Annotated in this window: 22 protein-coding genes, 1 tRNA gene and 2 pseudogenes; 16 read left to right on the forward strand and 9 right to left on the reverse strand. The window is 53.0% G+C overall.

Features of this window, described 5'->3' with window-relative positions:
- Window positions 1–743 precede the first annotated feature (743 nt).
- A tRNA-Leu gene (locus Har1129_RS06320) sits at window positions 744–827 on the reverse strand.
- 202 nt (window positions 828–1,029) lie between these two features.
- Between Har1129_RS06320 and Har1129_RS06325 the strand changes: the two genes are divergently transcribed.
- From Har1129_RS06325 to Har1129_RS06335, 3 genes are all read left to right on the forward strand, one after another.
- Window positions 1,030–1,512: a DUF309 domain-containing protein gene (locus Har1129_RS06325; RefSeq protein WP_151099891.1), complete on the forward strand. Its 483-nt coding sequence runs from the start codon at window positions 1,030–1,032 to the stop codon at window positions 1,510–1,512.
- A 45-nt stretch (window positions 1,513–1,557) separates the two neighbouring features.
- Window positions 1,558–2,346: a succinylglutamate desuccinylase/aspartoacylase family protein gene (locus Har1129_RS06330; RefSeq protein WP_151099892.1), complete on the forward strand. Its 789-nt coding sequence runs from the start codon at window positions 1,558–1,560 to the stop codon at window positions 2,344–2,346.
- A 234-nt stretch (window positions 2,347–2,580) separates the two neighbouring features.
- Entirely contained in the window at window positions 2,581–3,147 is a 567-nt protein-coding gene (locus Har1129_RS06335; protein WP_151099893.1) for a hypothetical protein, read from the forward strand.
- Between the two features lie 49 nt (window positions 3,148–3,196).
- Here Har1129_RS06335 and Har1129_RS06340 read toward each other — a convergent pair whose 3' ends face one another.
- On the reverse strand, window positions 3,197–3,964 hold the full coding sequence (locus Har1129_RS06340; protein ID WP_191906136.1) for a hypothetical protein: 768 nt from the start codon (window positions 3,962–3,964) through the stop codon (window positions 3,197–3,199).
- Window positions 3,965–4,231: 267 nt separating this feature from the next.
- Window positions 4,232–5,368 carry a glycosyltransferase family 4 protein gene (locus Har1129_RS06345; protein WP_151099894.1) on the reverse strand — a complete coding sequence of 379 codons (1,137 nt, stop codon included), beginning with the start codon at window positions 5,366–5,368 and terminating at the stop codon, window positions 4,232–4,234.
- A 409-nt stretch (window positions 5,369–5,777) separates the two neighbouring features.
- On the opposite strand from Har1129_RS06345, the gene Har1129_RS06350 reads away from it, so the two are divergent.
- From Har1129_RS06350 to Har1129_RS06365, 4 genes are all read left to right on the forward strand, one after another.
- Window positions 5,778–7,043 (forward strand): sulfatase, encoded by a 1,266-nt coding sequence (locus tag Har1129_RS06350; RefSeq protein WP_191906135.1) that lies wholly within the window; start codon window positions 5,778–5,780, stop codon window positions 7,041–7,043.
- A 37-nt stretch (window positions 7,044–7,080) separates the two neighbouring features.
- Complete coding sequence (locus tag Har1129_RS06355) at window positions 7,081–8,562, forward strand: flippase (RefSeq protein ID WP_151099896.1); 1,482 nt, start codon at window positions 7,081–7,083, stop codon at window positions 8,560–8,562.
- 58 nt (window positions 8,563–8,620) lie between these two features.
- Window positions 8,621–9,937: a sulfatase-like hydrolase/transferase gene (locus Har1129_RS06360; protein WP_151099897.1), complete on the forward strand. Its 1,317-nt coding sequence runs from the start codon at window positions 8,621–8,623 to the stop codon at window positions 9,935–9,937.
- Window positions 9,938–10,101: 164 nt separating this feature from the next.
- Window positions 10,102–11,550 carry a hypothetical protein gene (locus tag Har1129_RS06365; RefSeq protein WP_151099898.1) on the forward strand — a complete coding sequence of 483 codons (1,449 nt, stop codon included), beginning with the start codon at window positions 10,102–10,104 and terminating at the stop codon, window positions 11,548–11,550.
- Window positions 11,551–11,552: 2 nt separating this feature from the next.
- Here Har1129_RS06365 and Har1129_RS06370 read toward each other — a convergent pair whose 3' ends face one another.
- Window positions 11,553–12,953, reverse strand: a complete 1,401-nt coding sequence (locus Har1129_RS06370) for a sulfatase (RefSeq protein WP_151099899.1) — start codon at window positions 12,951–12,953, stop codon at window positions 11,553–11,555.
- 62 nt (window positions 12,954–13,015) lie between these two features.
- On the opposite strand from Har1129_RS06370, the gene Har1129_RS06375 reads away from it, so the two are divergent.
- Entirely contained in the window at window positions 13,016–14,023 is a 1,008-nt protein-coding gene (locus Har1129_RS06375; RefSeq protein ID WP_151099900.1) for a glycosyltransferase family 2 protein, read from the forward strand.
- Between the two features lie 76 nt (window positions 14,024–14,099).
- On the opposite strand, the pseudogene Har1129_RS06380 reads toward Har1129_RS06375, so the two are convergent.
- Window positions 14,100–14,936, reverse strand: a pseudogene (locus tag Har1129_RS06380) (IS1595 family transposase); the annotation flags it as partial.
- A 41-nt stretch (window positions 14,937–14,977) separates the two neighbouring features.
- Between Har1129_RS06380 and Har1129_RS06385 the strand changes: the two are divergent.
- The 4 genes and pseudogenes from Har1129_RS06385 (at window position 14,978) to Har1129_RS06400 (ending at window position 18,032) form a co-directional block, all read left to right on the forward strand.
- Window positions 14,978–16,081, forward strand: a pseudogene (locus Har1129_RS06385) (IS630 family transposase).
- Between the two features lie 227 nt (window positions 16,082–16,308).
- Window positions 16,309–16,773, forward strand: coding sequence for a dTDP-4-dehydrorhamnose 3,5-epimerase family protein (locus tag Har1129_RS06390; RefSeq protein ID WP_151099901.1), 465 nt, complete (start codon window positions 16,309–16,311; stop codon window positions 16,771–16,773).
- A 3-nt stretch (window positions 16,774–16,776) separates the two neighbouring features.
- A complete protein-coding gene (locus tag Har1129_RS06395; protein ID WP_151099902.1) occupies window positions 16,777–17,850 on the forward strand; it encodes a glucose-1-phosphate thymidylyltransferase in 1,074 nt (357 codons plus the stop codon).
- 2 nt (window positions 17,851–17,852) lie between these two features.
- Window positions 17,853–18,032, forward strand: a complete 180-nt coding sequence (locus Har1129_RS06400; RefSeq protein WP_151099903.1) for a hypothetical protein — start codon at window positions 17,853–17,855, stop codon at window positions 18,030–18,032.
- Here the strand turns inward: Har1129_RS06400 and rfbD are convergent.
- Window positions 18,029–18,919, reverse strand: coding sequence for a dTDP-4-dehydrorhamnose reductase (rfbD, locus tag Har1129_RS06405; protein WP_151099904.1), 891 nt, complete (start codon window positions 18,917–18,919; stop codon window positions 18,029–18,031). The two genes, Har1129_RS06400 and rfbD, sit on opposite strands and share 4 nt — an antisense overlap.
- A gap of 52 nt (window positions 18,920–18,971) precedes the next feature.
- Between rfbD and rfbB the strand changes: the two genes are divergently transcribed.
- The 4 genes from rfbB (at window position 18,972) to Har1129_RS06425 (ending at window position 22,447) form a co-directional block, all read left to right on the forward strand.
- Window positions 18,972–19,898 carry a dTDP-glucose 4,6-dehydratase gene (gene rfbB / locus Har1129_RS06410; protein ID WP_151099905.1) on the forward strand — a complete coding sequence of 309 codons (927 nt, stop codon included), beginning with the start codon at window positions 18,972–18,974 and terminating at the stop codon, window positions 19,896–19,898.
- A gap of 20 nt (window positions 19,899–19,918) precedes the next feature.
- Window positions 19,919–20,305, forward strand: coding sequence for a hypothetical protein (locus Har1129_RS06415; RefSeq protein WP_151099906.1), 387 nt, complete (start codon window positions 19,919–19,921; stop codon window positions 20,303–20,305).
- A gap of 356 nt (window positions 20,306–20,661) precedes the next feature.
- The gene (locus tag Har1129_RS06420; protein WP_151099907.1) at window positions 20,662–20,922 is read left to right on the forward strand and encodes a hypothetical protein; all 261 of its coding nucleotides are present in this window, start codon (window positions 20,662–20,664) and stop codon (window positions 20,920–20,922) included.
- Between the two features lie 217 nt (window positions 20,923–21,139).
- Window positions 21,140–22,447, forward strand: coding sequence for an acetamidase/formamidase family protein (locus Har1129_RS06425; protein WP_151099908.1), 1,308 nt, complete (start codon window positions 21,140–21,142; stop codon window positions 22,445–22,447).
- A 15-nt stretch (window positions 22,448–22,462) separates the two neighbouring features.
- Here Har1129_RS06425 and Har1129_RS06430 read toward each other — a convergent pair whose 3' ends face one another.
- The 3 genes from Har1129_RS06430 to Har1129_RS06440 are packed head-to-tail and all read right to left on the reverse strand — an operon-like array spanning window position 22,463 to window position 23,843.
- Complete coding sequence (locus tag Har1129_RS06430; RefSeq protein WP_151099909.1) at window positions 22,463–22,975, reverse strand: metal-dependent hydrolase; 513 nt, start codon at window positions 22,973–22,975, stop codon at window positions 22,463–22,465.
- 8 nt (window positions 22,976–22,983) lie between these two features.
- A complete protein-coding gene (locus Har1129_RS06435; RefSeq protein ID WP_151099910.1) occupies window positions 22,984–23,433 on the reverse strand; it encodes a UPF0179 family protein in 450 nt (149 codons plus the stop codon).
- Between the two features lie 32 nt (window positions 23,434–23,465).
- Complete coding sequence (locus Har1129_RS06440; protein WP_151099911.1) at window positions 23,466–23,843, reverse strand: DUF5820 family protein; 378 nt, start codon at window positions 23,841–23,843, stop codon at window positions 23,466–23,468.
- Window positions 23,844–24,396 lie beyond the last annotated feature (553 nt).

The raw sequence follows: 24,396 nt of genomic DNA on the forward strand, positions 1-24,396 counted from the left end.
CCATTACTGAAAAATTACTGTTCTCTATAATATATTTCTTGTGCAGTGACATCAGTTGGGACTCTGGAATTGCTCTAAACAGAGACTACGCGCAAACATGGACGTGATTGAATTGATTTCTTACAATTATTTGTTTTTGATAAGTTACCGCAAATAAGATGGTAATTAACCGAAACTAAAACAGCATAGGTGATATCTTAGCAACCGTAGCCCGCGTTTAGAGTTGTAATTACTGAACTGATCTGGCACAATTCATTAGAGAGCTGGCTTCATCGGGGAGGCGTCACAGGGCGGTCACCGAGGGCTGCCCAGACGTGTGTCACCGCGATTTCGAGCCCACGGGGCACTCGGAAACATGACATCGATCCGTTTTCGGACGGGTTGTGACATGGCTGACGGTCCCCGGACTCCAGTCGGGACGGAGCGCAGGAACCAGAATATGGCTGATTACATCGCAGAGACACGGCTCTGGCACATCGGGTCGGAGAATTGCGAGGGAAGATCGCTCCGTGCGAGTCTTCCGGCACCGATCAGCCATCGTCTTCGCAGCGAGACACCATCGGGGTCGATGGTGGGCTCGCGACCGTGACGATGGCCGCTCACTGTTTGCGAGGGACCGTGTCGGCCCAACAGTGCGAGAGAAGAGATTTGAACTACGCGGAGGCGGGCAACCGCCCCGCCTTCTCTCATTCAAACTCTTCCGTGTGCATCCTTCGGCGCCGCGCTGTGCGGCCCCTATACGATGCGAGGGAAGGGATTTGAACCCTTGGACCCCTACGGGAGCGGATCTTGAGTCCGCCGCCGTTTCCTGGCTTGGCTACCCTCGCACGCGTGTTGCATTCGGTACACATGGTGGTACAGTATAAATGTCGTACGGAAGCAACTCAGGGCAATGGGGCGCTATGTCATCAATTAAAAACGTTTGTGCACTGACCGTACCGGCGTGAGGTTGGGAGTATATTGACTCTCAGTGGAGACGATAGCCGGCAGAACCGGTGGTTTGACCCGCCATGAGGAAGTAGCGTAGGTATGGACGACCACACGCGCGACCCGACCGTCGAGGCCCCCGACGGGAACCCTTCGGGCTGGCGAGCCGACGGACAATGGGAACACGAGACGCTCAGGCGGGCCGTCGTCCACGGCGTCCGTCTGTATAACTCCGGCGAGTTCCACGAGTCACATGACTGTTTCGAGGACGAATGGTACAACTACGGCCGCGGGAACACGGAGAGCAAATTCCTCCATGGAATGGTGCAGGTCGCCGCCGGCGCGTACAAGCACTTCGACTTCGAGGACGACGACGGGATGCGGTCGCTGTTTCGTACGTCACTGCAGTACTTCCGTGGCGTGCCCAACGATTACTACGGCGTCGACCTACTAGATGTGCGGACGACGGTAACGAACGCGCTGTCAGACCCGTCGGCACTGCACGGCTGGCAGATCCGTCTCGACGGCGAGTACCCGACGTGTCGCCCGGAGGACATCGAGTTCGCAGAGTCGCTCGAACACTGACTGAATCCGGATAATTCTAAAGGCTGGAGGTGGTATCACGGGTAGATGCGAATCGAGCAACTGGGAGACGGGGTTCCGGAGATCGCCGTCGTGGGGAGCATCCACGGCGACGAACCGTGCGGCCGGGACGGCATCGAAGCCGTCCTTGCCGACCCGCCTGCGGTTGAGCGCCCTGTCAAGTTTATTATCGCGAACGAAGCCGCCCTCGACGCGAACCAGCGGTATCTCGATACGGACCTCAACCGCTCGTTCCCCGGCGACGCTGACAGTGAGTCCCGTGAGACGCGGCTGGCTGCGGCCATCGCCGAAGAACTCCGTGACTGCACCGTGCTTTCGTTGCACTCCACGCAGTCCTACGACGGGATGTTCGCCCTCGTCGACGAGCTTACGCCAGAGATGGAGACCCTTTGCAGTTCGCTCTCCGTGGACGCCGTCGTGCAGACGAAAGGGGCAAACGAGGGGCGAATGATCGCGACAGTGGACTCCGTGCTCGAAGTCGAATGTGGCTATCAGGGCTCCGCGGAAGCCGCTGAGAACGCAGCGCAGGTCATCCGCGAGTTCCTCTCCGCCACCGGCGTCACCGCTGAGTCACCGCCCCAACGCAATGAATCGCTGCCAGTGTTCCAACTCGGCGAGCCGATTCCAAAGGCAGCGGCCGAACAGTACGAGGTGTTCGTCCGGAACTTCGAACCGGTACCCGAAGGCGACCCCGTGGCAGCAGCCGACGACGAAACTGTCGTCGCGGAAGAGCCCTTCCATCCGGTCTTACTCTCAGCCTACGGCTACGAGGACGTGTTTGGCTTTACTGCGGATCGGATCGGAATGTTGGACTGATCTCGGGTTGTGCTGTGGTCCGACTGCACCTCTGTCGAATCACTGACGAAAGCGTAGCCGTCCAATACGCTACTGAAACCACCGCTCCGTCCGCCATCGGCCGGCTTTGTCCGCTCTTTTCGCCGTTGTCTGGACGCTCACCGAAATAGCACCACACACGGTAGCGTTACTATGACAAATTCTACACATGCAGAAGAGGTTTACAACCACAGTTGAAACGGGACAAATGCTACTATGCCCTCCAAGCATGCCGTCAGTAGCCTCGGGAGTCTGCTCGCCGTACTCGGGCTCTCCGGGGTCGCAACAGCACAGTCTACGGCCTCAGGCGGCGTCGGTGATCCGGCCCTTAACGTCGTCATCCGGTTCGGCGTCGGGTTCGCCATTCTCGCAGTATTGGGCGCCGCAGCCGCCGCTATCGGCCCGAAGTACACGACTAACGCCGTCCGAGAGATTCAGAACGACCCCGGCAGCGCAATCGGCTGGGGTATCCTCGTCGGCATTTTCGTCCCCATCGGGCTGGTGATACTCGCACTGACAGTTATCGGCGCGCTGATCTCGATCCCCGGATTGCTCCTCATCGGTATCCTCGGTATCATCGGCACCGGCATTACTGCCGTCTGGGTCGGTAACTCGGTCATCGGCAATGACGGGACCGTTAGCGCAACAGACGGCGTCGCTGGCGGACTGTTACTCGCCGTCCCCTTCGCGATTCCAGTCGTCGGTGGCTTCCTCCTCAACCTCATAACGCTCGTCGGCCTCGGTGTGGTCGGACGCGGGCTGTACGAGGACTGGACGGACTGAGCGACCAACTTCGCCGTTTTGAGTGGCAGCAGTACTGTCGTCGAGTGAATCAGCCTGCACCGGGACACCCGAGTTCGTAGGGGTCGTCATACACGGCTGCCGGAATCGAGATGGTGGTTGGTTCACCGTACTCACTGTACTGGACGGTAATCGTCGCGGTTGCGGTCGCTCCGCGCTGTGAGATTTCTATGTTAAGTTCCGACTGTACGGGGCGGTTCGTATCCGGGTCAAGCCACAGTCGTGCTGTCGCGTTCTCAAGCGAGCCGCGGTCCAGCGCCACGTCGCCAGCCTGTCGACGATTCATCAGTGATTCGATGGTGTCAGCGCTCGGGGACGCCGTGACGAGAACAGTCCGGTTGCCGTCAAGCGTCTCATTGCCCCGCCAGTAGACGTTCGAGCGTTCAAACAGCAGCACTTGCCGATGGAGCGGCGTCGCGGTCGCCCACGGTTCGGAGCGGGAGACGTTCTCGACAGCGTATCCGCCCCATGGGTCCTGACAGCCCTGATACGCTCTGTAGCCGTCGACGTAGGACTTGACTGTCTGGTCTTGCATCCGTGTTGTCGCCTGCATCCGTTTTGCGGAGACGTTCACCGCACCCGCTCCGTCGACTCTTACCGTTCGCGACTGATCGCCATCCGACGCAGTCACGTGCATATCCATCTCGAACCTGTACGTGTCGACGGCGGCTATCGAACTATTCGCCTCCTCGATGGCCGCGACGGCACGCTCGTCGCTCGGCGGTGGGCTGTCACTCAAGAGTGCACTACATCCTGTGAGGAGGAACACGAGACATACGGCGAGGACCAATCGTCGCATACGCTACGTTTGTTCGCTTTCGTTTCAAAAACATCGTGGGTCTGACTCGTGACAGACCAATCGTTGGGAATCAAGACGATACTGTCCAGTTGGGAACCCACCAGCATCGACCAGAAATTCACGTCTGCTGCGCTGTTTTTTCGGTGAGGAGGCAAAAACGCCGCCGCTGTATCGGTCCCGCGGCTATGTACACGCCATATACAGCGAAATCGAATTACCACCGATCATCAGTCTCACCTCTTGACACACGCTCCACTTCTGCCGATTTCACCACTCGCCAGCCGCTGCAGCCGTATACGCGTCCAGAGCGTCCTCGGCTACTTGATCCCAGTCAAACCTCTGTGCGCGCTGTCGTGGCTTCGTTGTGGGCTCTGCACCGGCCAAAACACGGTCCAGTACGTCGGCGACACCGTCGACAGTCGGGTCGGCCAGGAATCCAGCATTACCGATGACCTCACCAACTGCCGAGTCCGGATGATCTGCGCCGATGACTGTACAGCCCGCTGCCATTGCTTCAACAGCCGTAATCCCGAAGCCTTCACGCGTACTCGGTGTCGCGAAGATGCGGGCTGTCTGCATCTGTGCCAGGACGTCGTCGTACTCCTCGAGGAAGCCAGTGAATGTTATCTGCTCAGCTACAGATAGCGAATCAGCTAGCGTTTCGAGTTCCGTACGTTTCGGGCCATCACCGACGATCCCGAGTGTGGTCTCTTCTGGCGCAACTTGGTCGAACGCTCGTAGGAGGACATCCACTCGCTTGTCCTCAATTAATCGCCCTGCGAAGAGGACATCGAACCCATCCTCAACGGGGGGTGTGTCTCGAATCTGCTCGTAATCAATCCCGTTCGGAACGGTCCGAATCTGGTCGCGTTCAGGACCGATACCACCCAGACGACCCGCGGTGAGTTCCGAGACAGCAATTGGATGCTGTGGGACACGAGCAGTGACATGTTCGACGCCCTTGCCGAACGGTGCTAGATGCCCGAGATACCCGTCCCAGTAGTCCCCCCAGACTTCGTGCCAAGTTGTTACGAGCGGGGTGTCGGTATCGAGTGCCGCGAGCTTGCTAGCCAGGACCGGAAAATAGGGAAACACAGACGCAACGACGACATCGTGTTCGTCTATGTGGCGCCGCAATGGGATCACCACGTCTTTTGCGAACTCTAGCGCTTCGCCGATTGACCGTCGCCCATCGTCATCTGTGTAGAGTTCGCGGTTGGGACTCACTGCTCGGAGTGTCATCCCCTCGTGTGTGATCTCTTTCGGCCCATCCCAGAAATGTCGCCCATAGACGGTTACGTCATGGCCGTCGGCAGCAAGGCGGGTGCCGATTTCGTGAATCCGCTTTTCGGCACCGCCAGTGACGAAGGGATATATCACATTGCTAATAAAACAGACATTCATACTGTGTTGCAAAATGACTCATTGGGTGGCATATTGAAAACTCCGCTTCAACATCGGGAAAGTGTGCTATGACGGAATTCACCCATACTAACATAAACTGAGAGCCAAACTATCGGGAGAGTGGCTCTTATGCGATTAAATCAGAGTCCAACATAACAAATTCTGGTGAATGTCAGTCCCCTCTATCTCTGAGAGTGTCTAAAACCTAGATGACAGGTGGATGGAGTCTTACCCCAAAGCCGCATGCCTACCGGCTGAATCACACTATTAGACAAGAATGGCCTATTCGAGCTCGTCAACGACCCAGTGAGAGTGAGAGCAAATTTTTAGCGCGGGTTGGCCCACTCTGAAGCGTAGTTCCTACCGTCTTCGGAAGAATAAAATCATCACGACAAAAATGGTCGTTCATATGACTGATTCCCCGCGGAACGTCATTCTGCTTTCTGCGGACGCGCTCCGTGCGGACCATCTCTCCTGTTATGGGTATCATCGGGAGACAACACCTGTACTTGACGAGTTCGCCGAAGACTCCATTCGCTTCGAGAACGCGTACAGTGCTAGTTCGCACACACGAGAGGCAGTGCCAGCACTATTGACAGGGAAGTACCCTGATGTGGCAGTTGACTCGAAGTACCAGCTCGCCACGGAGACAATTGCATCGACACTCTCTCAAGAAGGCTATGCGACAGCGGGCTTTCACTCAAATCCGTTCGTCTCGCGTGCCTACGGCTTTGACGAAGGGTTCGACCACTTCGATGACGATCTCCACTTGGGACAAAACAAGCTAGTGGCGCTGGCACAGCGGGCCTTCGACAAGCTACGCAATCGCCACTACGCCCGGGCTGAAGAGATCAACGAACGGTCGTTGGAGTGGCTTGATTCGCTAGATCAGGAGGAGCCGTTCTTCCTCTGGAACCACTACATGGACACCCACGGGCCGTATGAACCACCAGGTGAGTACGCAACGCTGTATGCAGATAGAACGGTGTCTGGTCGCGATGCACAGTCACTGTATCAACGGGCCATTGACGACCCTGAATCGATTACCGATGAAGAGCGTCAGTTACTGATCGATCTGTACGACGCTGAAATCCGATACAATGACGAGCGTATCGGTGAGTTCCTCGAAGAGCTTCGGCGCCGAGACCTGCTGGAAAACTCACTACTTGTCGTAACGGCTGACCACGGTGATGCATTTGGGGAACACGGGTACTACGAGCATCCACGCTTCTTACACGATGAAATCACGCACGTCCCATTGTTCGTTCGAGAACCAAGAGGGACGAACAGAACGATATCCACGCCAGTAAGTACGTTAGATATTGTGAGTACATTCGAACAAACTGTAGGACTGGATATTGATTCTGAGCGCGTGTCGTTATTAGACCAACTCGGAGATGACCGTACAGTGTTTCTCCAGGCTCGCGGCGAGGATGAGGACAGCCATATTCGACGATATGCACTTCGAACCCGTGAGGGGGCTTGCTTCTGTGAACGTGATCGCGAGACTGGATCGATTGAGTTTGAGGAATGGTCGGACCGCTCACTCCGAGACGAGTTAGAGGAACACGTAAACGACCGAGTTCGAAAGGAAAGTGGTGACGAGTCAACTGATGAGGATGAGGTGGATGAGGAAATTGAACGTCGGTTGAGTGCGCTAGGATACAAAGAATGAGCTTGTCCCGAGTTTCGATTGAACGGATTATCAATCTATGAGCAGCCTGAAGTCTCGAATCAATGCGCTCGCCTTTTCATCTGGAATTATTCTTTTTGGTAGGGTGTTTGGAAAATTCGCAAGTATAGCAGCCCTCGCGGTAATGGCTAGAGGATTAGACGGCGAGGAGTTTGGCACTGTAATGCTCGCCTATACTATCGCCATGATAGTTGGTCTCATAGCTGTCATCGGAATTCCAAATGGTCTAGCCAGTCTGTTGCCGAAGTTCGACTCTGGAAAAAAAGACCGTATTCTCATTGCCGGCCTAACGTTCTCTGTAGGAGGTGGATTGTTTGGACTACTACTACTCGTTTTGTTCCGAGAGGAACTAGCCACATTAACTGACGAACCTCAATTAGCAGAGATTTTACTTCCCTTCGCAGTCTTCGCCTGTTTGTTTGGAATATCGAAATCCGTTGTCGGTGCTCTTCGAGGACACAAACTATCTTTCGAGGCAACTGTTTCAAGGGATATTATTGCCGAGACCATAGCCCTACTTTTTCTCATCGTATGGTTTTTCAATTGGAGATCTTTGGACGGAGTCTTTGTATATTGGTGCCTTATCCCGTTAATAGCTATTATAACGGGATTAGCTATGTTCGCTTTGTCGGGAAAAAAAATAGATATATGCCTCCCGGATATTCGCGATTACCAGGAAGTACTCAAATTTTCCTGGCCACTCTCCGTTGAATCTGGATTCGTCGTTTTAATGTCGAACATTGACGTGATACTAATCGGTGTCTTTCTCACTACGACATCAGTCGGGATCTACAAGGCAGCTCAGCCGATAGCGATGTCGATGGTAATAATACTAACATCATTCACATTTCTGTATCTTCCTTTGGCATCCGAGATGTTCGATAACAGGGAGCTAAAAGATTTGAATGAAATATACAAAATATGCACAAAGTGGATAATTACTTTCTCTATCCCGATTACAGTCATCATTGTTGGATACGCCGATACCATCTTAAGCATAATATATAAACCGTCGTTCTCTAGCGGTGGGACCGCTTTGTCTATACTCACCATCGGCGTTTTTCTTCGGACCTTTTTTGGTCCAAACGGTGCTATGATTAAGGCAATATCCAAAACAATTGTTGACTTATACGCCTCTGCGGCAGCTCTAATCGTAAATTTGGTTCTCAACTTCCTTCTCATTCCCACCTTCGGTATGGAGGGAGCAGCAATAGCCACGGCCATTGGATTTACTGTTTTCAACCTAATTGAGGTAGGAGTGACATATTGGAAATTACAAATGCATCCAATATCTAGGAATAACATTACCATGGTAATATCCGTAGTTACCATAGGATTTGTGGCTAAATATATACTATCTGATTCAATAATGTCACTTATAATATTCTCAATTATAGTGGGTTCCACATCTCTCTTCTCTGCTTTGGTAATGAGCGGAAGCGAAACGGAACGTCGGCTGTTACGAGATCTCAGATCTAGTCTGAGTGGGATTCTGCAATAGGGGGCGTATTAACTGCCAATTCAAAAGTAATATTATAGACCACCCTAATACAATTCCTATGCAAGTGCCTGACATCTTCCTACTCGTACTTGATTCTTTGAGATATGATTATGTGGATCCCGACTGTAATGAGAGTTCCAACACCCCGAATCTTCAGCGCCTCATCAATGATGGGATCTATTTTAACGAGACATATTCGACTGGTTCGTGGACAGTACCTGCCCACGGATCACTTTTCTCCGACACACTACCATCTGAAAGTGGTATCGGTGGTGAGAAGCGGATTTTCGATTGTAAGAATCCATTAGCTGAGCGGATTCGATCTCGAGGATACCAAACTATCGGTATTTCGGCAAACCCGTGGATTACGAAGGACTTCGAATACGATCGGGGCTTTGATAGATTCAGTGGCTGTTTTCCGGATCTTCCTTTCAATAGTAATGATCCTCGAAAAGAAATCAAGAAGATCGATACCAAATCCTTTTCGAGATCGTACTTGGAGTTAGCAAAGTGGATTTTTTCAGATAATCGATTGAATAGATTTGGGAATTCAATCTATTCTCTCTTATCGGATCAGCTTCCATATATGAATGCGGAACAACTTACCGACCGAGCAATAGAAGAGATTGACAATTCTAGCTCGCCTCGGTTCTTTTTCGCGAATTATATGGATGCTCACGAACCCTATACGGAAGAATCGAGATTAAATGAAAACATTGCGTGGAATCTGGAAAGTGTCGGTGTCTCATCACAGCCGGATCCAGAGAATGTGTCTGGTATTTACGCAAACGACGTGCGTTTTTTAGATCAGGCAATCGGTACGTTTATCGACCACCTCAAGAATGCGGGATTGTACAAGGACTCGTTACTAGTCGTGCTGGGGGACCACGGTCAGGCACTTGGTGAGCACGACTACTGGGGCCACGGCACGTTCCTGTATAAACCACTTATCAAAATTCCTGCTATCGTGAAGCCACCAGCAGGAGAGGATATGTCAGAACCAGAGTATCCCGTGAGTATCATTGACATCTATGAACTGATCGACAAAGTATCAGACTCAATAGATTTACACTCGCTCTCATTGCCGAGCCGAGAGTATGTCGTCGCTGAGTCGTTCGGAACACACGAATCAAAAGAAATTGACTGGGTGCCAGACGAAGGATACAGAGCAATCATCACAAATGACTGTTTCGGGATTTTGAACCTGAAAACGAAAGAGATTGAGCTAATAGATCCAGACACCGATTCGGCCCGAAAAAAAATTAATGGTATAGCTTCTCGAGATAATCTAATGGACGAACTTATGACCGAAGGGCAAGTCGAGAAAGTCGACGACGCTGTTTCAGAGCGTCTAGAGCAACTAGGATATAAATGAATCAACTTCAGCGAGGCCTTAGTTACCTCCTATTGTTGTCTATTCTATTTCTCCTGACCCAGTTACATATGCGCAATACGCTTGTCCCCTTGGATCCATACTGGCGCTATCAGGGCGATATGCTCGCCACCCACATTCTTCAAACGGGTGAGCTTTCTTCGGGTATGGAGTTCGCCAATCACTCAATCCTCACAGGTTGGGTCAATTCATTTTTCGACGACTTCGGGAGTCCTCTGATAGTTGCAATCCTTGCACTGATCACGGGAAGCGATACGGTGACACTTGAAGGAATGCCATTGTTTACTCCTGCTCTGATCCTCGCTCAAAGTACGCTTGCTGCAACCCTTGTAGGGGATAAGCGAGTGTTCCCTATTGCACTATCAGGAGCCGTTTTTTATAAATTTCTGGCCCCCCACACGTTTTCCAATGCACATAGAGGCGGGTTAGCATGGACAATACTTCTGTTTCTCATCCTTACCGTCGTTCTCAGTGAGCGCGAGAAAGTGAGATACGGATGTGTATTGCTAATATTTGGAGCTGTTCTCCCGACCACAGCACATACATTGCCGGTTGCAGCTCTCCTGTTCCTCGGAATCGTATTTGTATTGAGTGAGGTGTTCAATAAGCAGATATTTGGGCTGGCAAGTGCCGCCCTTGTCGCGCTAATTATTTTTTCCTACAATCTCTTTGTATCCACATGGATTGGGAGAGTTGTGTTTAAATTCACAGTTGCTACATCCAGCGTCTCAGAACCCATCAATCCATCTACACTTGTGGAATCAATCACCCGTTCCGCCGCAGTCCACGAATCACTCATTCCGTACCTCATAACTGGTGCTCCCACCGAGTTCAGATTTCTTGTGATTGCATCGGTTACAATAGCCGGTATAGTAACGATATCAGTCGTCGCCTACCGCATAAAAAAGTTGCTTAGAGCGCGTTCTATTGAAGCAATTCAGACCTTCGATATTATTGTCGTAGCGTTCGGTATGCAAGCAGTAGTGTATGTCATGATCATTCCTTTCTTCGCACCGAGCGGCGGAATCAATCCACCACTACTTGGTTTGATGTTTTTCCCAGTTCTTCTCGCAAAATTCTATAAAATCTGGGGCGACTTAACAGTATCAAGTGGGGACATACCTCTGGGCAAGTTGTTTCTCCTTTTGATTCTTCTGCCCGGGGCAGTAGCGTCCTTCACGAATCCGATGACTGTAGGAGAAGTAAACTCCTTTAGCCAAGATGAATACAAGACCCTAAACTGGTTGGATAACTACAATAACGATAGGATCGTAACCGACTTCGGGACAGCGAGTTCATACTACGCTATTGGTGGTCGATCACCGACATATCTACCACCACCCAGTGCACCTGCGTACTCTACGGAAGAGTCAAGCCAACGGGTCGTACAGTTGTACTACACTGAACCGTCAAGGGCGTGTGCGTACGGAGATACCTATGTCGTGACGGAACGAATGCGTCGCACCGCTATCCTACACTTAGGCTCGCTCGTGACACGACCGACGGAAGGGACGACACGTACATCGATAGAAGGATCATCTGAGATAGATCTGGTCTTCGATTCCGGGGATAGCTTCATCTCCAGTTGCAGATGAATCTACCCCAGGTAACCGAGTTCCTTCAAGCGTTTCTCGGTATCGTCGCCTATTTCTAGATCGGATTGCTCTGCGGATAACTCGACGTTTTCTTTTATTTCTCGGACTGCCGACGCCATCTCTTCGTCCGAGAGCGCGTCTGATGACTCTGATGTCTCGTCTGGTAGTTCGTATATTTCAGTCGCATCGTTAGAGTCAGCGATCACTTTCTGATCAGCTATGATTCTGGCCCCCATCCAATGAGTATCAGACCCATTATTGAAATCAACTGGATCACCGGGAGACGTCGACTGTGCTATTATTGTTCTCTCCGGTGATCGGTGTCCATTGAGCATCGATTGTCCGGAAAAATCGATTTCGTCTATTTCGACCCCTGCAGACTGAAGAACAGTTGGAGCTATATCGGTAAGACTTACTGGACTGTTGACATTTTCCTGATGGTTTGATGGTACATCGCCGGCTATGACGAGTGGGACATGGAGAACCTCTTCGTATAGGGTCATGTCGCGAGGGATCGAAGAACGACCGGCGTGGCCGAAGTGACCATGCTCCCACAGTTCTTCTCCATGGTCAGACGTACAAAGCAGGAGGGTGTTCGAGAGATCGATTGCCTCGGTCAGACGTGCTATATTCTTGTCCGCTTGTCTGATGCTAGCGTCATAAGCGTCTTTGAGGTATTGACGTTCTTCATTGTCAAGTTGCCAGATGAAATCGCCTTGTCGAGTATGAGTCATTGCTCGCGTTAGCAGTCGTGCATATCGGTTCTTGTCGTATTCGAAATCAGATACCAACTCAAAGAGATTCGCGTCGAATTCGTATGGATAGTGAGTGTCCATCAGGTGGACCCAAAGAAAATAGGGTTCTTGCGCCTTATTTACCCAGTCGATCGCTGCGTCAATCAATACAGCGTCTTTCTCGTGCGGTTGGATGATTCTATTGAATCTATGATATGTGTCTTTTAATAAAACACCGACCTGGCCGGAGAATCCACCTGAGTCTAAAAGTCGCTTCCCGTGTTCGAGAATAGAATCCGTAATGTAGCTCGATTCTTTCTCATCAATGTTGTTCGTGAAATCTATGTAATCGTCGAAGTCACTATGATAACTAAACCGTGGTATCTGTATATTAGAATTGACAAGGCAAGTCTGATATCCAGCCTCTGATAAGTACGAGGGGATGGTATCGACATCATCAAGAGCAAGTAGTCCGTTCTTCATCGGTAACTGTCCCGTCAGCATTGATGGAAGAGAGTGAGGTGTACAAGGTGCTGCGGCTCTTGCAGAATTGAAGTTGACTTCAGATATTCTCTTGAGTTCAGGGGTGGTATTGGTATCATATCCCAACAAAGTAGTGTGATCAGCTCTCACTGAGTCCATAGTAACTATCACTATATTCTTTGTCATAGTACGAAAATCTCAATCCGACACAATAACTTTATTGTCATAGATTCTTCTCATATACATCGATGACAGAGATGGTGTCGATTATTTTAGTGAATTATAATACGAGTGACTACACAAACTCCTGTATTCAGTCCGTCTTAGGTGCTGACTACGAGAATATAGAAATCCACGTAGTGGATAATGATTCAACCAGTGCGGAACAGGCGAAGTTACAGAGGTTTCCGAGTACTGATTACCACTTTTTAGACAGCAATTTAGGTTTCGCTAAAGCATGTAACTACGGTGCAAAGGAGAGCGAAGGTGACTACGTCTTTTTTTTAAATAACGATACGGAGATAGAGGACGGAGCTATATCACGTCTCGTTGAGGAATTACGTGACCCATCGGTGGGTGCCGTCACCCCTCAAGTTCGATTCTATCACGACCGAACAACAATCGATCGAGATATCGGCCATTTTGATAATTTAGCTTACGGCTGGCATCCCCGGCAGAACAGAACTGTGGACGAAGTTGAAGACGACGATTCTGTAATTGAAACACCTTGGATATCCGGATGTGCTCTCATGACCAAAACAGAAGTATTTGAATCTATTGGGGGATTCGATACCGACTTTTTCATGTATTGTGAGGACCTCGAATTTTCCATTCGGCTTCAGAAACACGAATACGAGTTGAAGGCGGTCACAGACTCAATTGTGTATCACAAATACTCTGCATCGGCGAAGGATGATATTAATATCGACCGAAACGCATTTCAAATAAAACACCAATCGAAGAACCGAATGAAAATAATTTTCAAGCATTACCCAGCTGCATTAATAATCAGGAATCTCCATCTTATTATAGCCAGCAGCCTATACTGGTGCTGGATGTTAGGGCAGAAAGAGGAGTTAATAGAAGTGACCCGCCAGTTAGGGCGCATTAGCAAACACTCTTTCTCTGGGATCAAACAGCGGTCGGCAAGTAAGACTGACCACGACTTTTTCGAAAAGATGGAAGTCAATACTTTTTGTGATTACATCAATATTGCATGGAATCAATCGGAGGCTTATAATCAAAACAGGTTCTGAAGGTTAAGAACATCAGTCTGATAGAAGTGGAAATAATAATAGTATAATCGCTCATGTGAAGCACGTTGTTGGTGAATCAGAGGACGGTTCGAACGATTTCTTTGAGCGCTTCTTGACCGGGTTTGCGTAGGATTCGTCGGCGAAGTTGGAATGCTCTGAGATACGGCGTCAGTTTGTCTTTGGAGACGCCTCGGTGTGGCGAGAGCCACCGTCGCGCCAGCGACGCGTGGCTCTCGCAGGTATTCACGTGCGCGTCTCCATCCACGTATTCACCCTCGCTGTGAATGACCGCTTCTCGCTGGTAGTTCTCGTCGTCTTCGAGTGGATCGTACGCTCGAAATCCGTCAGTATAGACGGTCATCGACTCCTCCTCGCAGTCGCTGAGGAGGAGTCGCACGGTCGATTCGTCAGCGGATTTCGCCGGGACAACGTAGCTCTCACCGCTGCCACGATCGACCAACGTGAACACTGGTGGTTTGTCACCATCGTACGATCCTCGTCCACGCGTGGACAGACCACGCGAGCGCGACTCTTGATCGCGCTCGCGGCCCTTTAGCCCCGCAGTCACGTAGACTTCGTCGATTTCGACCGGGCCAACGAGGTTGATGGCTGGCGCGTCAAGCGTTCTGGCGAACTGCTCGACGCGCCGCCGTAGTGACCGATACGAAACGGGGAGTTCAGCGTCCAGCTGGTGGATACTTGTGTTGAACCGAAGAAACGAGTAGAACGCGAACAAGAGCTTGTCGAGGCCGATCTTCGCGTGCGCGAACATCGTGCCAGTCTTGTCGGTGAACGTGCGGTCGCAATCCTTACAGAGATACCGTTGATACGTTCGATAGCTGCCGTGTTTAATCACCGACTCAGACCGGCAGTGCGGGCAATAGAGGCCATCGCGCCAGCGAACCTGCTCTAGTGGCTAGTGGAAGTTATGAAGGTGGAATATGATGTATGAGTATGTCTGGAGATCGCCGCAAAGAGATCGTTCGTCACCTCAGTGAGGACGATCTCGATCGACTCCTCACAGAGTCTACGGATGAGAAACTCACTGAGCGGCTGATCTTCATTAAGCGGCTGTACAAGGGGGCGACCCTGGAGGACGCTGCCGACGACGTCGGCAGGTCCTCCGCAACAGGAACACGCTGGGCTCGTCGGTGGAACAAGGGTGGTCTCGGACTTTTGATGCCGAACTTCGGGGGCGGCAGGCCCCCGAAGCTCGGCCCAGCCCAACGAGAACGCCTCCTGGACCTGCTCCGTGAGGGCCAACCCTGGAAGAAACAGGAGATACAGCACCTCATCAACGAGGAGTTCGACGTTGAATTTCACCCAGCCCACCTCACTACATTCCTCGAAAAGCTCGGCCTCTCCTACGCAATTCCACGGACTAAGCGTCCATCACGGCCAGAGAATGCCGAAGAGATCCTCGACGAACGCGTCAGCGACGTGTTCGACGAGGGGTCTGATGAGCCCCACAACAACCGCGATGGAGACGACGAGGAAGGCTGGGTCGTTGACGAAGAGATCCGTACGGACGGTGGAACTGTACTTGGATTCCTCGACACATCGCATCCGCAACCGTGGGACAACTCATAGCGACTCTACACCGTCGACGACCCTCACATCACCCGACCGCTGGTGAAGTTAGACGAACCAGCGGTCGGGTTCTATGCACTCTCTGGTGAGAGTGTACTTCAGTTTCCAACCACTCAGGAGAAAGAGCGAATTTGCGAGTGTCTCGAGGGGATCCGCGAGCAGAATCCGCTGGCTCGGATTCTGCTCGTTTTGGATAACTTCTCTTCACACGTGTGCGAGTATACACGCAAGCGAGCCCATCAACTCGGGATTGACCTCGTGTTTCTCCCCGTTGGCTCACCGGATCTCAACCCAATCGAGCAGGTCTGGAAGAGTCTGAAATGGGAAGCGTCACCGTTGATTGTGGAGAACGCGGCAGAATACCGCGCTCTCCTCACCGAACTCTTTGAGAAGCTCACAGCTCAGCTGAGTTTCGCGGCCTCTTGGATCGACAATCATCTCGGCAGTTATCTTCAAAAGTTACGCTAGGTACTACAGCAGGTTCGCGGCGCTCGCCTCTGAGTTCAACACTTCGAATGGGAACATATCGGGTGACGCTGCCGCGTCACCCTTGCCCGCTACGCTTCTACAGCACCAGCTCTATCTGACCAACAACCTGCTTCCGAAGAGCGTAGTATAATACTCACAATAATCCTTTTAACCGATTTCTCAAGAATTCAAAACACTAATATATATATCACAAATAAGATTAAGTAATGATAGAAGGCGTGGAAGTTCAAGATCTTCAGGTTAACGCCGACGAACGCGGTCATCTCGTTGAAGTATTCCGCGAAGACTGGGAGCAATATGATATCAATCCAGCGATGTCCTATTATTCGATGACTTATCCAGGGGTCATCAGAGCGTGGCATCGTCATCTCGAAGGGCAAATTGACCACTTTGTCTGCCCTGAAGGTCGCATCAAAGTCGGTATTTATGATGACCGAACAGACTCTCCAACGAAAGGTGAATTAAACACCTTTGTCATCGGTGAACACAACCAACAGATGATCCGAATCCCGGGCAAGTGCTGGCACGGGTTCAAGGCCATAGGCGACGAGCCGTCGCTCCTCATCAACTTTCCTACGGAACTTTACGATTACGAGAATCCCGATGAAGAGCGGATTCCATACGACACAGACAAAATACCTTTGGACTGGGAGGAACCACCTCATAAGTGAAACATGAAAGGTGTCTTACTATCTGGGGGAACGGGATCACGACTTCGGCCGATCACCCATACTGGCCCCAAACAGCTCGTACCAGTCGCGAATAAACCGGTCCTCGAATACGCCGTTGAAGACCTGAAGGAGGCTGGCATCACTGAGATAGGCGTTATTCTCGGAAATAAAGGCCGAGATGAAATCCAAGAACTCCTCGGAGATGGGTCTCAGTACGGCGTAGAGATTACGTACATCGTCCAAGGGAATCCGCTAGGCCTTGCACACGCAGCCGGTTGTGCGAGAGACTTTGTCGGTGATGACGACTTCGTGATGTATCTTGGGGATAATATTCTCAAGTCTGGTGTCACCGAACTCGTCGAAAGTTTCGAAAACGGCGACTATGGGGCTGGAATTGCTCTCCAAGAAGTTGATGACCCACAGGCATTCGGTATCGCAGATGTGGACGATCAAGACAACGTCACAGAACTCATTGAGAAGCCTGACGAGCCACCGACGAATCTAGCGCTCATCGGGATGTACGTCTTTTCGCCTGCAGTGTTCGACGCCATAGACAACTTGGAACCGTCGTGGCGTGGGGAGCTCGAAATCACGGATGCAATCCAATCACTACTTGAGGATGGGTACGAAATCGATTCTCACGTTGTCACGGGCTGGTGGAAGGACACCGGCAAACCTGAGGATATTCTCGAGGCGAATCGGCTCGTCCTCGAAGACAAAGAACTGAACACAGCCGGCGTTATCGAAGACGGCGCAGAGACTGATGGGAGAATCGAACTCGCTGAATCATCAACGATTGAGGACGGCGCTGTCGTCAGAGGGCCGGTCTCTATCGCAGAGAACACCACCATCAAAAGCGGGACGTACGTTGGTCCGTACACATCGGTTGGGGCCAACTCAACACTGGAAGACATCCACATCGAGAACAGCGTGGTTATCGGTGATTCGGAGATAACCGCCAATGGGCGGATCGTCGATAGCCTGCTCGGTCGTAACGCAAACGTCGGGAGTGCAGATAAGCTCCTCCCGGAAGGTCGTCGTCTCGTCGTTGGCGAGAACTCCCAACTCAAACTCTAACGATGCGCATCACCACTCACACCTGTCCGTCCTGTGGCACCGTCGTCGCTGCGAACGAACTCGAATCGAACCGCGTGATGAAGTGTCCTGGGCTCGACTGTCACGAAGTTCTCCGCTTCGAAAACCTCCCTGAAGATGCGCGTGAGCACTTCCTCGAAAACCGAGAACGCTACCAGATCTAGCGGAATGCGGCTTGGACGGCGTCGACATCCTCTCCAATTGTCGGTTGGGAGCGTTCGAGCGTTGGTTCAACCTTTTGGATGGCAAGACAGCTGTTCGTCGGGCGCGTTGCGTCCCGGTCGATATCGTTCACAGATCCCTCAGTGAGCAACTCTCTACTAGTACCAATTGAGTCAGCGATCACCTCTCCGAATTCGTAGGGAGTAATACACGACGAACAGGCAATATGGTAGAGACCAGTTGCGTCTTGCTCAATCAAATCAAGGAGCGTTTCAGCGGCTTGGCCGGCTCGCGTCGGTGTCACCCATTGATCAGTGAACAGTGGAACCTCATCACCTGACTGCAGCTGGTTACGAACCCAAGCCGGAAAGCCAGTAAGATCACCGTGGCTTCGGTGGATTCCCCAGACGAATGAGAGCCGTGCAATGAGCGCATCCTTTACTTCGTCCTGGACTGCTTGCTCGCCCGCTAGCTTTGATTCGCCGTACACCTGAATTGGATTGGAATCTGCGGACTCATCGTACCGGTCGCGGTCCTTCCCATCAAACACGTAGTCTGTGGAGATGTGAACGAATTCAACACCAAACTCCTCACAGCGAGACGCGAGTCCACCGGGTGCGTCACCATTGAGCACGTATGCTTGCTCGGGATTGGATTCGCAGCCATCGACATCCGTCATCGCTGCACAGTTCACTACGACCTCCGGTTCGTATTCCGCTAGAATCTCATCGAATGTCTCGTACTCACGCAGATCGAACTGTGTGAGCGGAATATCGAACGCCGGTTGTGTCGAGTGATAGGTTCCACAGACAGTCCACCCACGCTGCTGCCCTGCGCGTACAACGTTACTTCCGAGGAGACCGTTCGCACCGACTACGAGGATTCGCATACTGTATTGTTCCGACAGTACTGTAAATAGGTACTGCGAATACACTCATAGCATGCGAATTCTCGTTACAGGTGGTGCTGGATTCATCGGCTCGAACTTTGTCCATTACGTCCTCGATAATTACGAGGAGGATGAGGTAATCACGTTAGATGCGTTGACGTACGCGGGCTCGAAGGACAACCTCGATGGCGTGCTAGACGATCCGCGGCACGAATTTGTCGAGGGTGATATCCGGGACCGCGAACTCGTTACAGATCTCGTTTCGGACGTCGATGCAATTGTCAACTTTGCGGCGGAGTCTCACGTGGACCGTTCAATCGAAGGTGCAAAACCTTTCGTCACAACGAACGTCCAAGGTACCCAAACCCTCCTTGATGCTGCCAATGAGGCAGACATTGAGCGCTTCCTTCAGATTTCGACCGACGAGGTATACGGCCAGATCCTCGATGGGAAGTTCTCCGAAGACGACCCCCTCAATCCACGTAATCCCTATTCAGCGACGAAAGCAGGTGCTGACCTCCTCGCCCAAAGTTTCCAGACGACCCACGACCTTCCAGTCCTCATCACGCGGACATCCAACAACTTCGGTCCACGGCAGCACTCTGAGAAACTCATCCCGAAGTTCATCCAGAACGCTGCTTCGGGTGAGGTCCTCCCTGTGTACGGAGACGGGTCGAACGTCCGCGAATGGATTTACGTAGAGGACAATTGTCGAGCACTTGATAAGGTTCTGCGAGAAGGAGAAATCGGCGAAATATACAATATCGGAAGCCACGCAGAGAAAACGAACCTCGAAGTCACAGAGGCGATTCTTGACGCTGTTGGTGCGGAAGACGATTTGATCAAGTTTGTTGATGACCGCGCTGGTCATGACCAGCGCTATGCACTTGAAACAGAGAAAATCGAATCGCTCGGATGGGAACCAGAATATTCGTTCGAAGAAGGACTCAAGCGGACTGTCGAATACTATCTCGGGTAGTATCAATATAGTGCGGGTCAATGGCACGAAAGCAGCTAGGACAATCGGCACGTCAGCGATTTATCGCACGACTCTGGCACTATCTGGCCTTTACGGTCTTCTTCGCGCTTCTGTATGCCGGCATTAGCCTGTGGCTTGGATCATTTCCGGACCGGCTACTGTTGGCCATCTTGATCGTCTCCGTCCTAAAGGACCTGTACGATGAGTACCAACTGCAACACGGTGGGCAGCCACTGGCATACGCCAATATCGAACACTCACCCTCGAATGCCGTGCTCATCGCCTTCATTCTCAGTGGGGTGATTGACCCCAGTGGGACGTATCTCGGCATCCCCACAGCCACTTGGGCGCTGGCACTCGCTGTCGGTGATTTGTTGTTCGACCTTTCGCAGGATGCACGCGCGTGAGATATGACACCCCCCACGAGATGGACTATGTTCCCTGTACAATGATATCCCAGCTTGGTGTCGGTCTATGTCAAGACTAACTCTCCCGAGATCATCATGCAGCTTTCGACTCCCCTCTCTGGTGAAGTTGATCGCAACAAAGATGCGGTCGACACAGGTGACAGCAGTCTGGTGATTTTCTGTATATTATTTTCCTACCTCTCTCCTAACGAGAGATACGAAAGTGTCTCTTCAACTGTCCGGGCACCGATCAAGTATAGTTCGTGAACTTCTCCCTGTCGTTGACTCTCAGCAGGCGAAGGCTGAACAGATACCTGCATGATAGGGGTGTACTCGCCTGAGACAACACATCAAGAATGAAACATGGAGACGAGATGCAATCAAATTATGCGACCAAAGTGTACGAGCACTTACAGGCGATGGCCACCCACGGATTCGCAGACTCCCAAGAGATCAACAAAGGCCACCGACAGGGTCGCCATCTTGAATTCGATCTCGCCATCGGGATTGAGGAAGCACTTGATGCGCTGGAGCAGGAATCTCGCTTTTCGAGTATCTCCGAGACACTGTACAATATCCGCTCAGGGCGTAGTTTATCCACTAGGGACCGCTCGTGACAGATGGGGTGGCAACAACCTGTCGTACAGAGCGCTCGTGACAGATGGTGTGTGTCTGGGGCACTGAAATCTCGGACGGCGTGGCCGAGCGCTCCTGACGTAAGGGTGTCTGTGTCCACGGCATACCGGTCCGAACAACAGCTCTGAACCAATAACCGACTCCACCCCATTCACTCGATACTACGGTTATGTTACGGTAGCACATAACACACACAGTATGTCACAACAGAGCGTCCAGGAGGAGCTACACGTCGACCAGTACACGCTCGGCTTAGTTGGTCCCGACCAAGAGTGGGCCGGCACAGTCGCTGACGGTGGCCGGGTCACAACGTACACGCCGCCGGGTTGTTGGGGGCCGATGATCACACCCTCGTTCCGTGGCGGGCACGAAGTCACACGGCCGATCCGGGTTGAGGGGGCAAGCGTCGGCGACGCCGTGGCGATCCACATCCGCGACATCGAGGTAACGAGTATGGCGACAAGTACGGGGTCGATGGCCGAACGCGACGGCGCCTTCCAGGATGACCCGTTCGTCGATCATCGGTGCCCGGAGTGTGGGACGACGTGGCCTGATTCGGTCGTCGAGGGCATCGGTGAGGATGCCATCCGGTGTGCCGAGTGCGGTGCAAACGCCTCCTCGTTTGGTTTCCAGTACGGGTATACTGTGGCGTTCGACCACGAGAACGCCGTCGGACTGACACTCAACAAGGACGGCGCACACGAGTTAGCGACAAACGCCGATGAGGTGATGGACATCCCCGAGAACGCGCGGCAGCATCCGATCTTGCTGTACGAACCCGACGGGATGCCCGGGACGCTTGGCCGACTCCGCCCGTTCATCGGGAACATCGGGACGACGCCACCGGTCACGATGCCGGATTCACACAACGCGGGGGACTTCGGCCAGAGCCTCATCGGGGCCGACCACGACTACGGCGTCGAAACCGAGGCCGACCTGGAACAGCGGACTGACGGGCATATGGACATTCCGGAGGTCCGCGAGGGTGCGACACTGATCTGTCCGGTCGCCATCGACGGCGGCGGCGTCTACGTCGGCGACCTGCACGCGAACCAGGGTGACGGGGAGCTTTCGTTGCACACGACCGACGTGAGCGGGACCGTCACGATGGACGTCGAAGTCATCGACGGGCTCGAACTCGACGGGCCCATTCTGCTGCCCAACGAGGAAGACCTCCCGTTCATTAGCCAGCCCTACAGCGACGACGAGCTCAAGGCCGGCCGCGACCTCGGTACAGAGCATGGCGTCGACGTACAGGAAAACATGGCACCGATTCAGGTGGTCGGGTCGGGTGCGACAGTCAACGACGCCACGCAGAACGCCTTCGACCGGGCGACGACGCTGCTCGATATGAGCGAAGGCGAGGTCCGGGCGCGGTGTACCTTTACCGGCGGTGTCCAGATCGGTCGGCTCCCCGGCGTCGTCCAGCTCGATATGCTCGCGCCACTTGATATCTTAGACGACCGTGGCCTCGGTGACGCCGTCCGAGGACAGTACGGGCTATAGACCCAGAGCGTTCGTCTACAGCTTGAATTGGGCTTTCAGATCCACCACCAGCACGTACGCCGCCAGTGCGAGAACGGTAACTGAGAACGCGGTCCAGAGGTGGAGATTCACCGACCCCGCACCGGCCCAGTTAGGGATGGTCGACCGAGCAACAGGGGGCTGGAGCGGCCAGAGCAGGTCTGGAGACACGCGTGGATTCGGCGGGAGCAGTTGCTGATTATCGGCGACCAGATGCGAGAGATGAGCGAACGCGAACGCGACGGCGAGCCGCACCCGTTCTGTCTGGATCCCATACGCGATGACAGCAATCGCGAGCGGAATGGCAAACGGGAGCGAGTGCATGAACACGCGCCCGGACGGAATGAGGAACAGTTCGTGAGCCAGAGGCTTATCGATGAGGTCCGGGAACTGGCTCCCGAAGAAGGCGACTGCGAGTAGCTGGAGCGACGGCAGCCGCTGGTCTCGGATGACCGCATACGCCGCGATGGGGAGGAGGGCGATGATGAAGTGCTCGATTGGGAGGACCATGTCTCGGCCTACTGTTCGTCGCCTTCCAACTCGACTAGCGTCAGGTCCCGGTCTAGCATGCAGTAGTCGTGGGGCGGGTCGCCGATGATTTCGTCAATCCGGTACTCTTCGTCGAAGTCGGCACCAGCAGGCTCACAGTAGGGATGGCTCGGACACTCAGTGTGTGGACACGGGCCCATTAGCGAGGCTTTGCTCCCGGCATAGGCTCCCTTCGAGGGCACGTTCGCCCTGATCGGCGCGGGTTCGACCTCGACGGCCCGCACACCGTCCTGATGCATCGCACAGTCTAGCGTTTGCCCGCTCTGTCTCACGTTGGTAATCCGGTACCGGTTCCCGGTCGTCAGATTGAGACATTGGTCGCGGTAGGGACAGCCCGCACAGCCGCTGGCTTCGCCGCGGTAGACGAACTCCTCGCCGACCTCGGCGAGGCGCGTCCCGACGAGCGTGACAGTAGTCATACTGGGCTATAGAATGTCGTCACGGTAAAGGCTCATGACCGCCCGGTCAGTTCGTCCAGTTTGTCCAGATACGCGTCTCGTGGTACTTGATACAGCGACCGGTAGTCCAATGTACCGTCGGCAAACCGGGTCGCCAGTTCCACGGCACCCTCGATGGCAGCGTCGCGGTGTTCGTAGGACTCGGCGTCGCGTTCGACCTCGGGCTCCAGATAGAAGGTGACATACCAACTCTCTCCGGTCCGGTCGGCGCCGGGGCGTCGGGTCCGTTTTCCGCGCGTGAGATAGATGGTCGGGAGACACGGCGCTGGAAACTGCTCGGAGTCGAAGAGGTCCGGGCGGTACGCGAGGATGAGCTTGTCGTCGGTCTCGTTCCACACCGTCCAGTCTTCGGGAAGGCCCGACAGGTCCATACCGACGAATTGGCGCGGACCGGCAAGAATCCGCTGGTCCGTCCCGAGGTCACCCCCTCAACACACTCGTTTGCACGTCGGCAACCGCGCTTGATCGACCTACCGCCCCTTGGTATTCGTTCTCAGCCGTCAATCAACTCGGCAACAGATTCACATCAATCCAGCGCTAAACACTGGCCGACCCACCAGAGGGAACAGTTGACAAGCGACACAGTATATAAACCAACACAGAACAAATGAGAACCCATAACACACCTGTAGCCCGCCATCCCCGTGTTCGGTCTACCGCGGCGTCGGATTTTACCGGCATCGTACCCACAGGGGGACAAGGTTCTTATCCTAGAAGAACTCATATATTAAATAGTATCGGAAACAGTTTCCAACTGTCTCCCGTTACCACACCGGGCCGGAACAGTCCCTGTGTTCCGCCGGGCTGGTCAGCCATGGAAGGGCATACCCGTCACCCAGCAGTGAAGGGTGATTCGGCGGCTGTACGCGGTCGCGTACCAAGCGGAACAGTGCCGACGATGGATGAAACAGACACAGCAGCGGG

It is taken from the genome of Haloarcula sp. CBA1129 (assembly GCF_008729015.1).
GTDB lineage: Archaea > Halobacteriota > Halobacteria > Halobacteriales > Haloarculaceae > Haloarcula.

What these genes read in the sequence shown, in the direction of transcription:
- Har1129_RS06350 (WP_191906135.1), top strand. Translation starts at nt 5,778, where the DNA reads ATGACTGATTCCCCGCGGAACGTCATTCTGCTTTCTGCGGACGCGCTC.
- Har1129_RS06415 (WP_151099906.1), top strand. Translation starts at nt 19,919, where the DNA reads ATGGCACGAAAGCAGCTAGGACAATCGGCACGTCAGCGATTTATCGCA.
- Har1129_RS06435 (WP_151099910.1), bottom strand. Translation starts at nt 23,433, where the DNA reads ATGACTACTGTCACGCTCGTCGGGACGCGCCTCGCCGAGGTCGGCGAG.
- Har1129_RS06400 (WP_151099903.1), top strand. Translation starts at nt 17,853, where the DNA reads ATGCGCATCACCACTCACACCTGTCCGTCCTGTGGCACCGTCGTCGCT.
- Har1129_RS06425 (WP_151099908.1), top strand. Translation starts at nt 21,140, where the DNA reads ATGTCACAACAGAGCGTCCAGGAGGAGCTACACGTCGACCAGTACACG.
- Har1129_RS06390 (WP_151099901.1), top strand. Translation starts at nt 16,309, where the DNA reads ATGATAGAAGGCGTGGAAGTTCAAGATCTTCAGGTTAACGCCGACGAA.
- Har1129_RS06395 (WP_151099902.1), top strand. Translation starts at nt 16,777, where the DNA reads ATGAAAGGTGTCTTACTATCTGGGGGAACGGGATCACGACTTCGGCCG.
- rfbB (WP_151099905.1), top strand. Translation starts at nt 18,972, where the DNA reads ATGCGAATTCTCGTTACAGGTGGTGCTGGATTCATCGGCTCGAACTTT.
- Har1129_RS06375 (WP_151099900.1), top strand. Translation starts at nt 13,016, where the DNA reads ATGACAGAGATGGTGTCGATTATTTTAGTGAATTATAATACGAGTGAC.
- Har1129_RS06345 (WP_151099894.1), bottom strand. Translation starts at nt 5,368, where the DNA reads ATGAATGTCTGTTTTATTAGCAATGTGATATATCCCTTCGTCACTGGC.
- Har1129_RS06360 (WP_151099897.1), top strand. Translation starts at nt 8,621, where the DNA reads ATGCAAGTGCCTGACATCTTCCTACTCGTACTTGATTCTTTGAGATAT.
- Har1129_RS06330 (WP_151099892.1), top strand. Translation starts at nt 1,558, where the DNA reads ATGCGAATCGAGCAACTGGGAGACGGGGTTCCGGAGATCGCCGTCGTG.
- rfbD (WP_151099904.1), bottom strand. Translation starts at nt 18,919, where the DNA reads ATGCGAATCCTCGTAGTCGGTGCGAACGGTCTCCTCGGAAGTAACGTT.
- Har1129_RS06355 (WP_151099896.1), top strand. Translation starts at nt 7,081, where the DNA reads ATGAGCAGCCTGAAGTCTCGAATCAATGCGCTCGCCTTTTCATCTGGA.
- Har1129_RS06430 (WP_151099909.1), bottom strand. Translation starts at nt 22,975, where the DNA reads ATGGTCCTCCCAATCGAGCACTTCATCATCGCCCTCCTCCCCATCGCG.
- Har1129_RS06340 (WP_191906136.1), bottom strand. Translation starts at nt 3,964, where the DNA reads ATGCGACGATTGGTCCTCGCCGTATGTCTCGTGTTCCTCCTCACAGGA.
- Har1129_RS06365 (WP_151099898.1), top strand. Translation starts at nt 10,102, where the DNA reads ATGGAGTTCGCCAATCACTCAATCCTCACAGGTTGGGTCAATTCATTT.
- Har1129_RS06440 (WP_151099911.1), bottom strand. Translation starts at nt 23,843, where the DNA reads ATGGACCTGTCGGGCCTTCCCGAAGACTGGACGGTGTGGAACGAGACC.
- Har1129_RS06325 (WP_151099891.1), top strand. Translation starts at nt 1,030, where the DNA reads ATGGACGACCACACGCGCGACCCGACCGTCGAGGCCCCCGACGGGAAC.
- Har1129_RS06420 (WP_151099907.1), top strand. Translation starts at nt 20,662, where the DNA reads ATGAAACATGGAGACGAGATGCAATCAAATTATGCGACCAAAGTGTAC.
- Har1129_RS06335 (WP_151099893.1), top strand. Translation starts at nt 2,581, where the DNA reads ATGCCCTCCAAGCATGCCGTCAGTAGCCTCGGGAGTCTGCTCGCCGTA.
- Har1129_RS06370 (WP_151099899.1), bottom strand. Translation starts at nt 12,953, where the DNA reads ATGACAAAGAATATAGTGATAGTTACTATGGACTCAGTGAGAGCTGAT.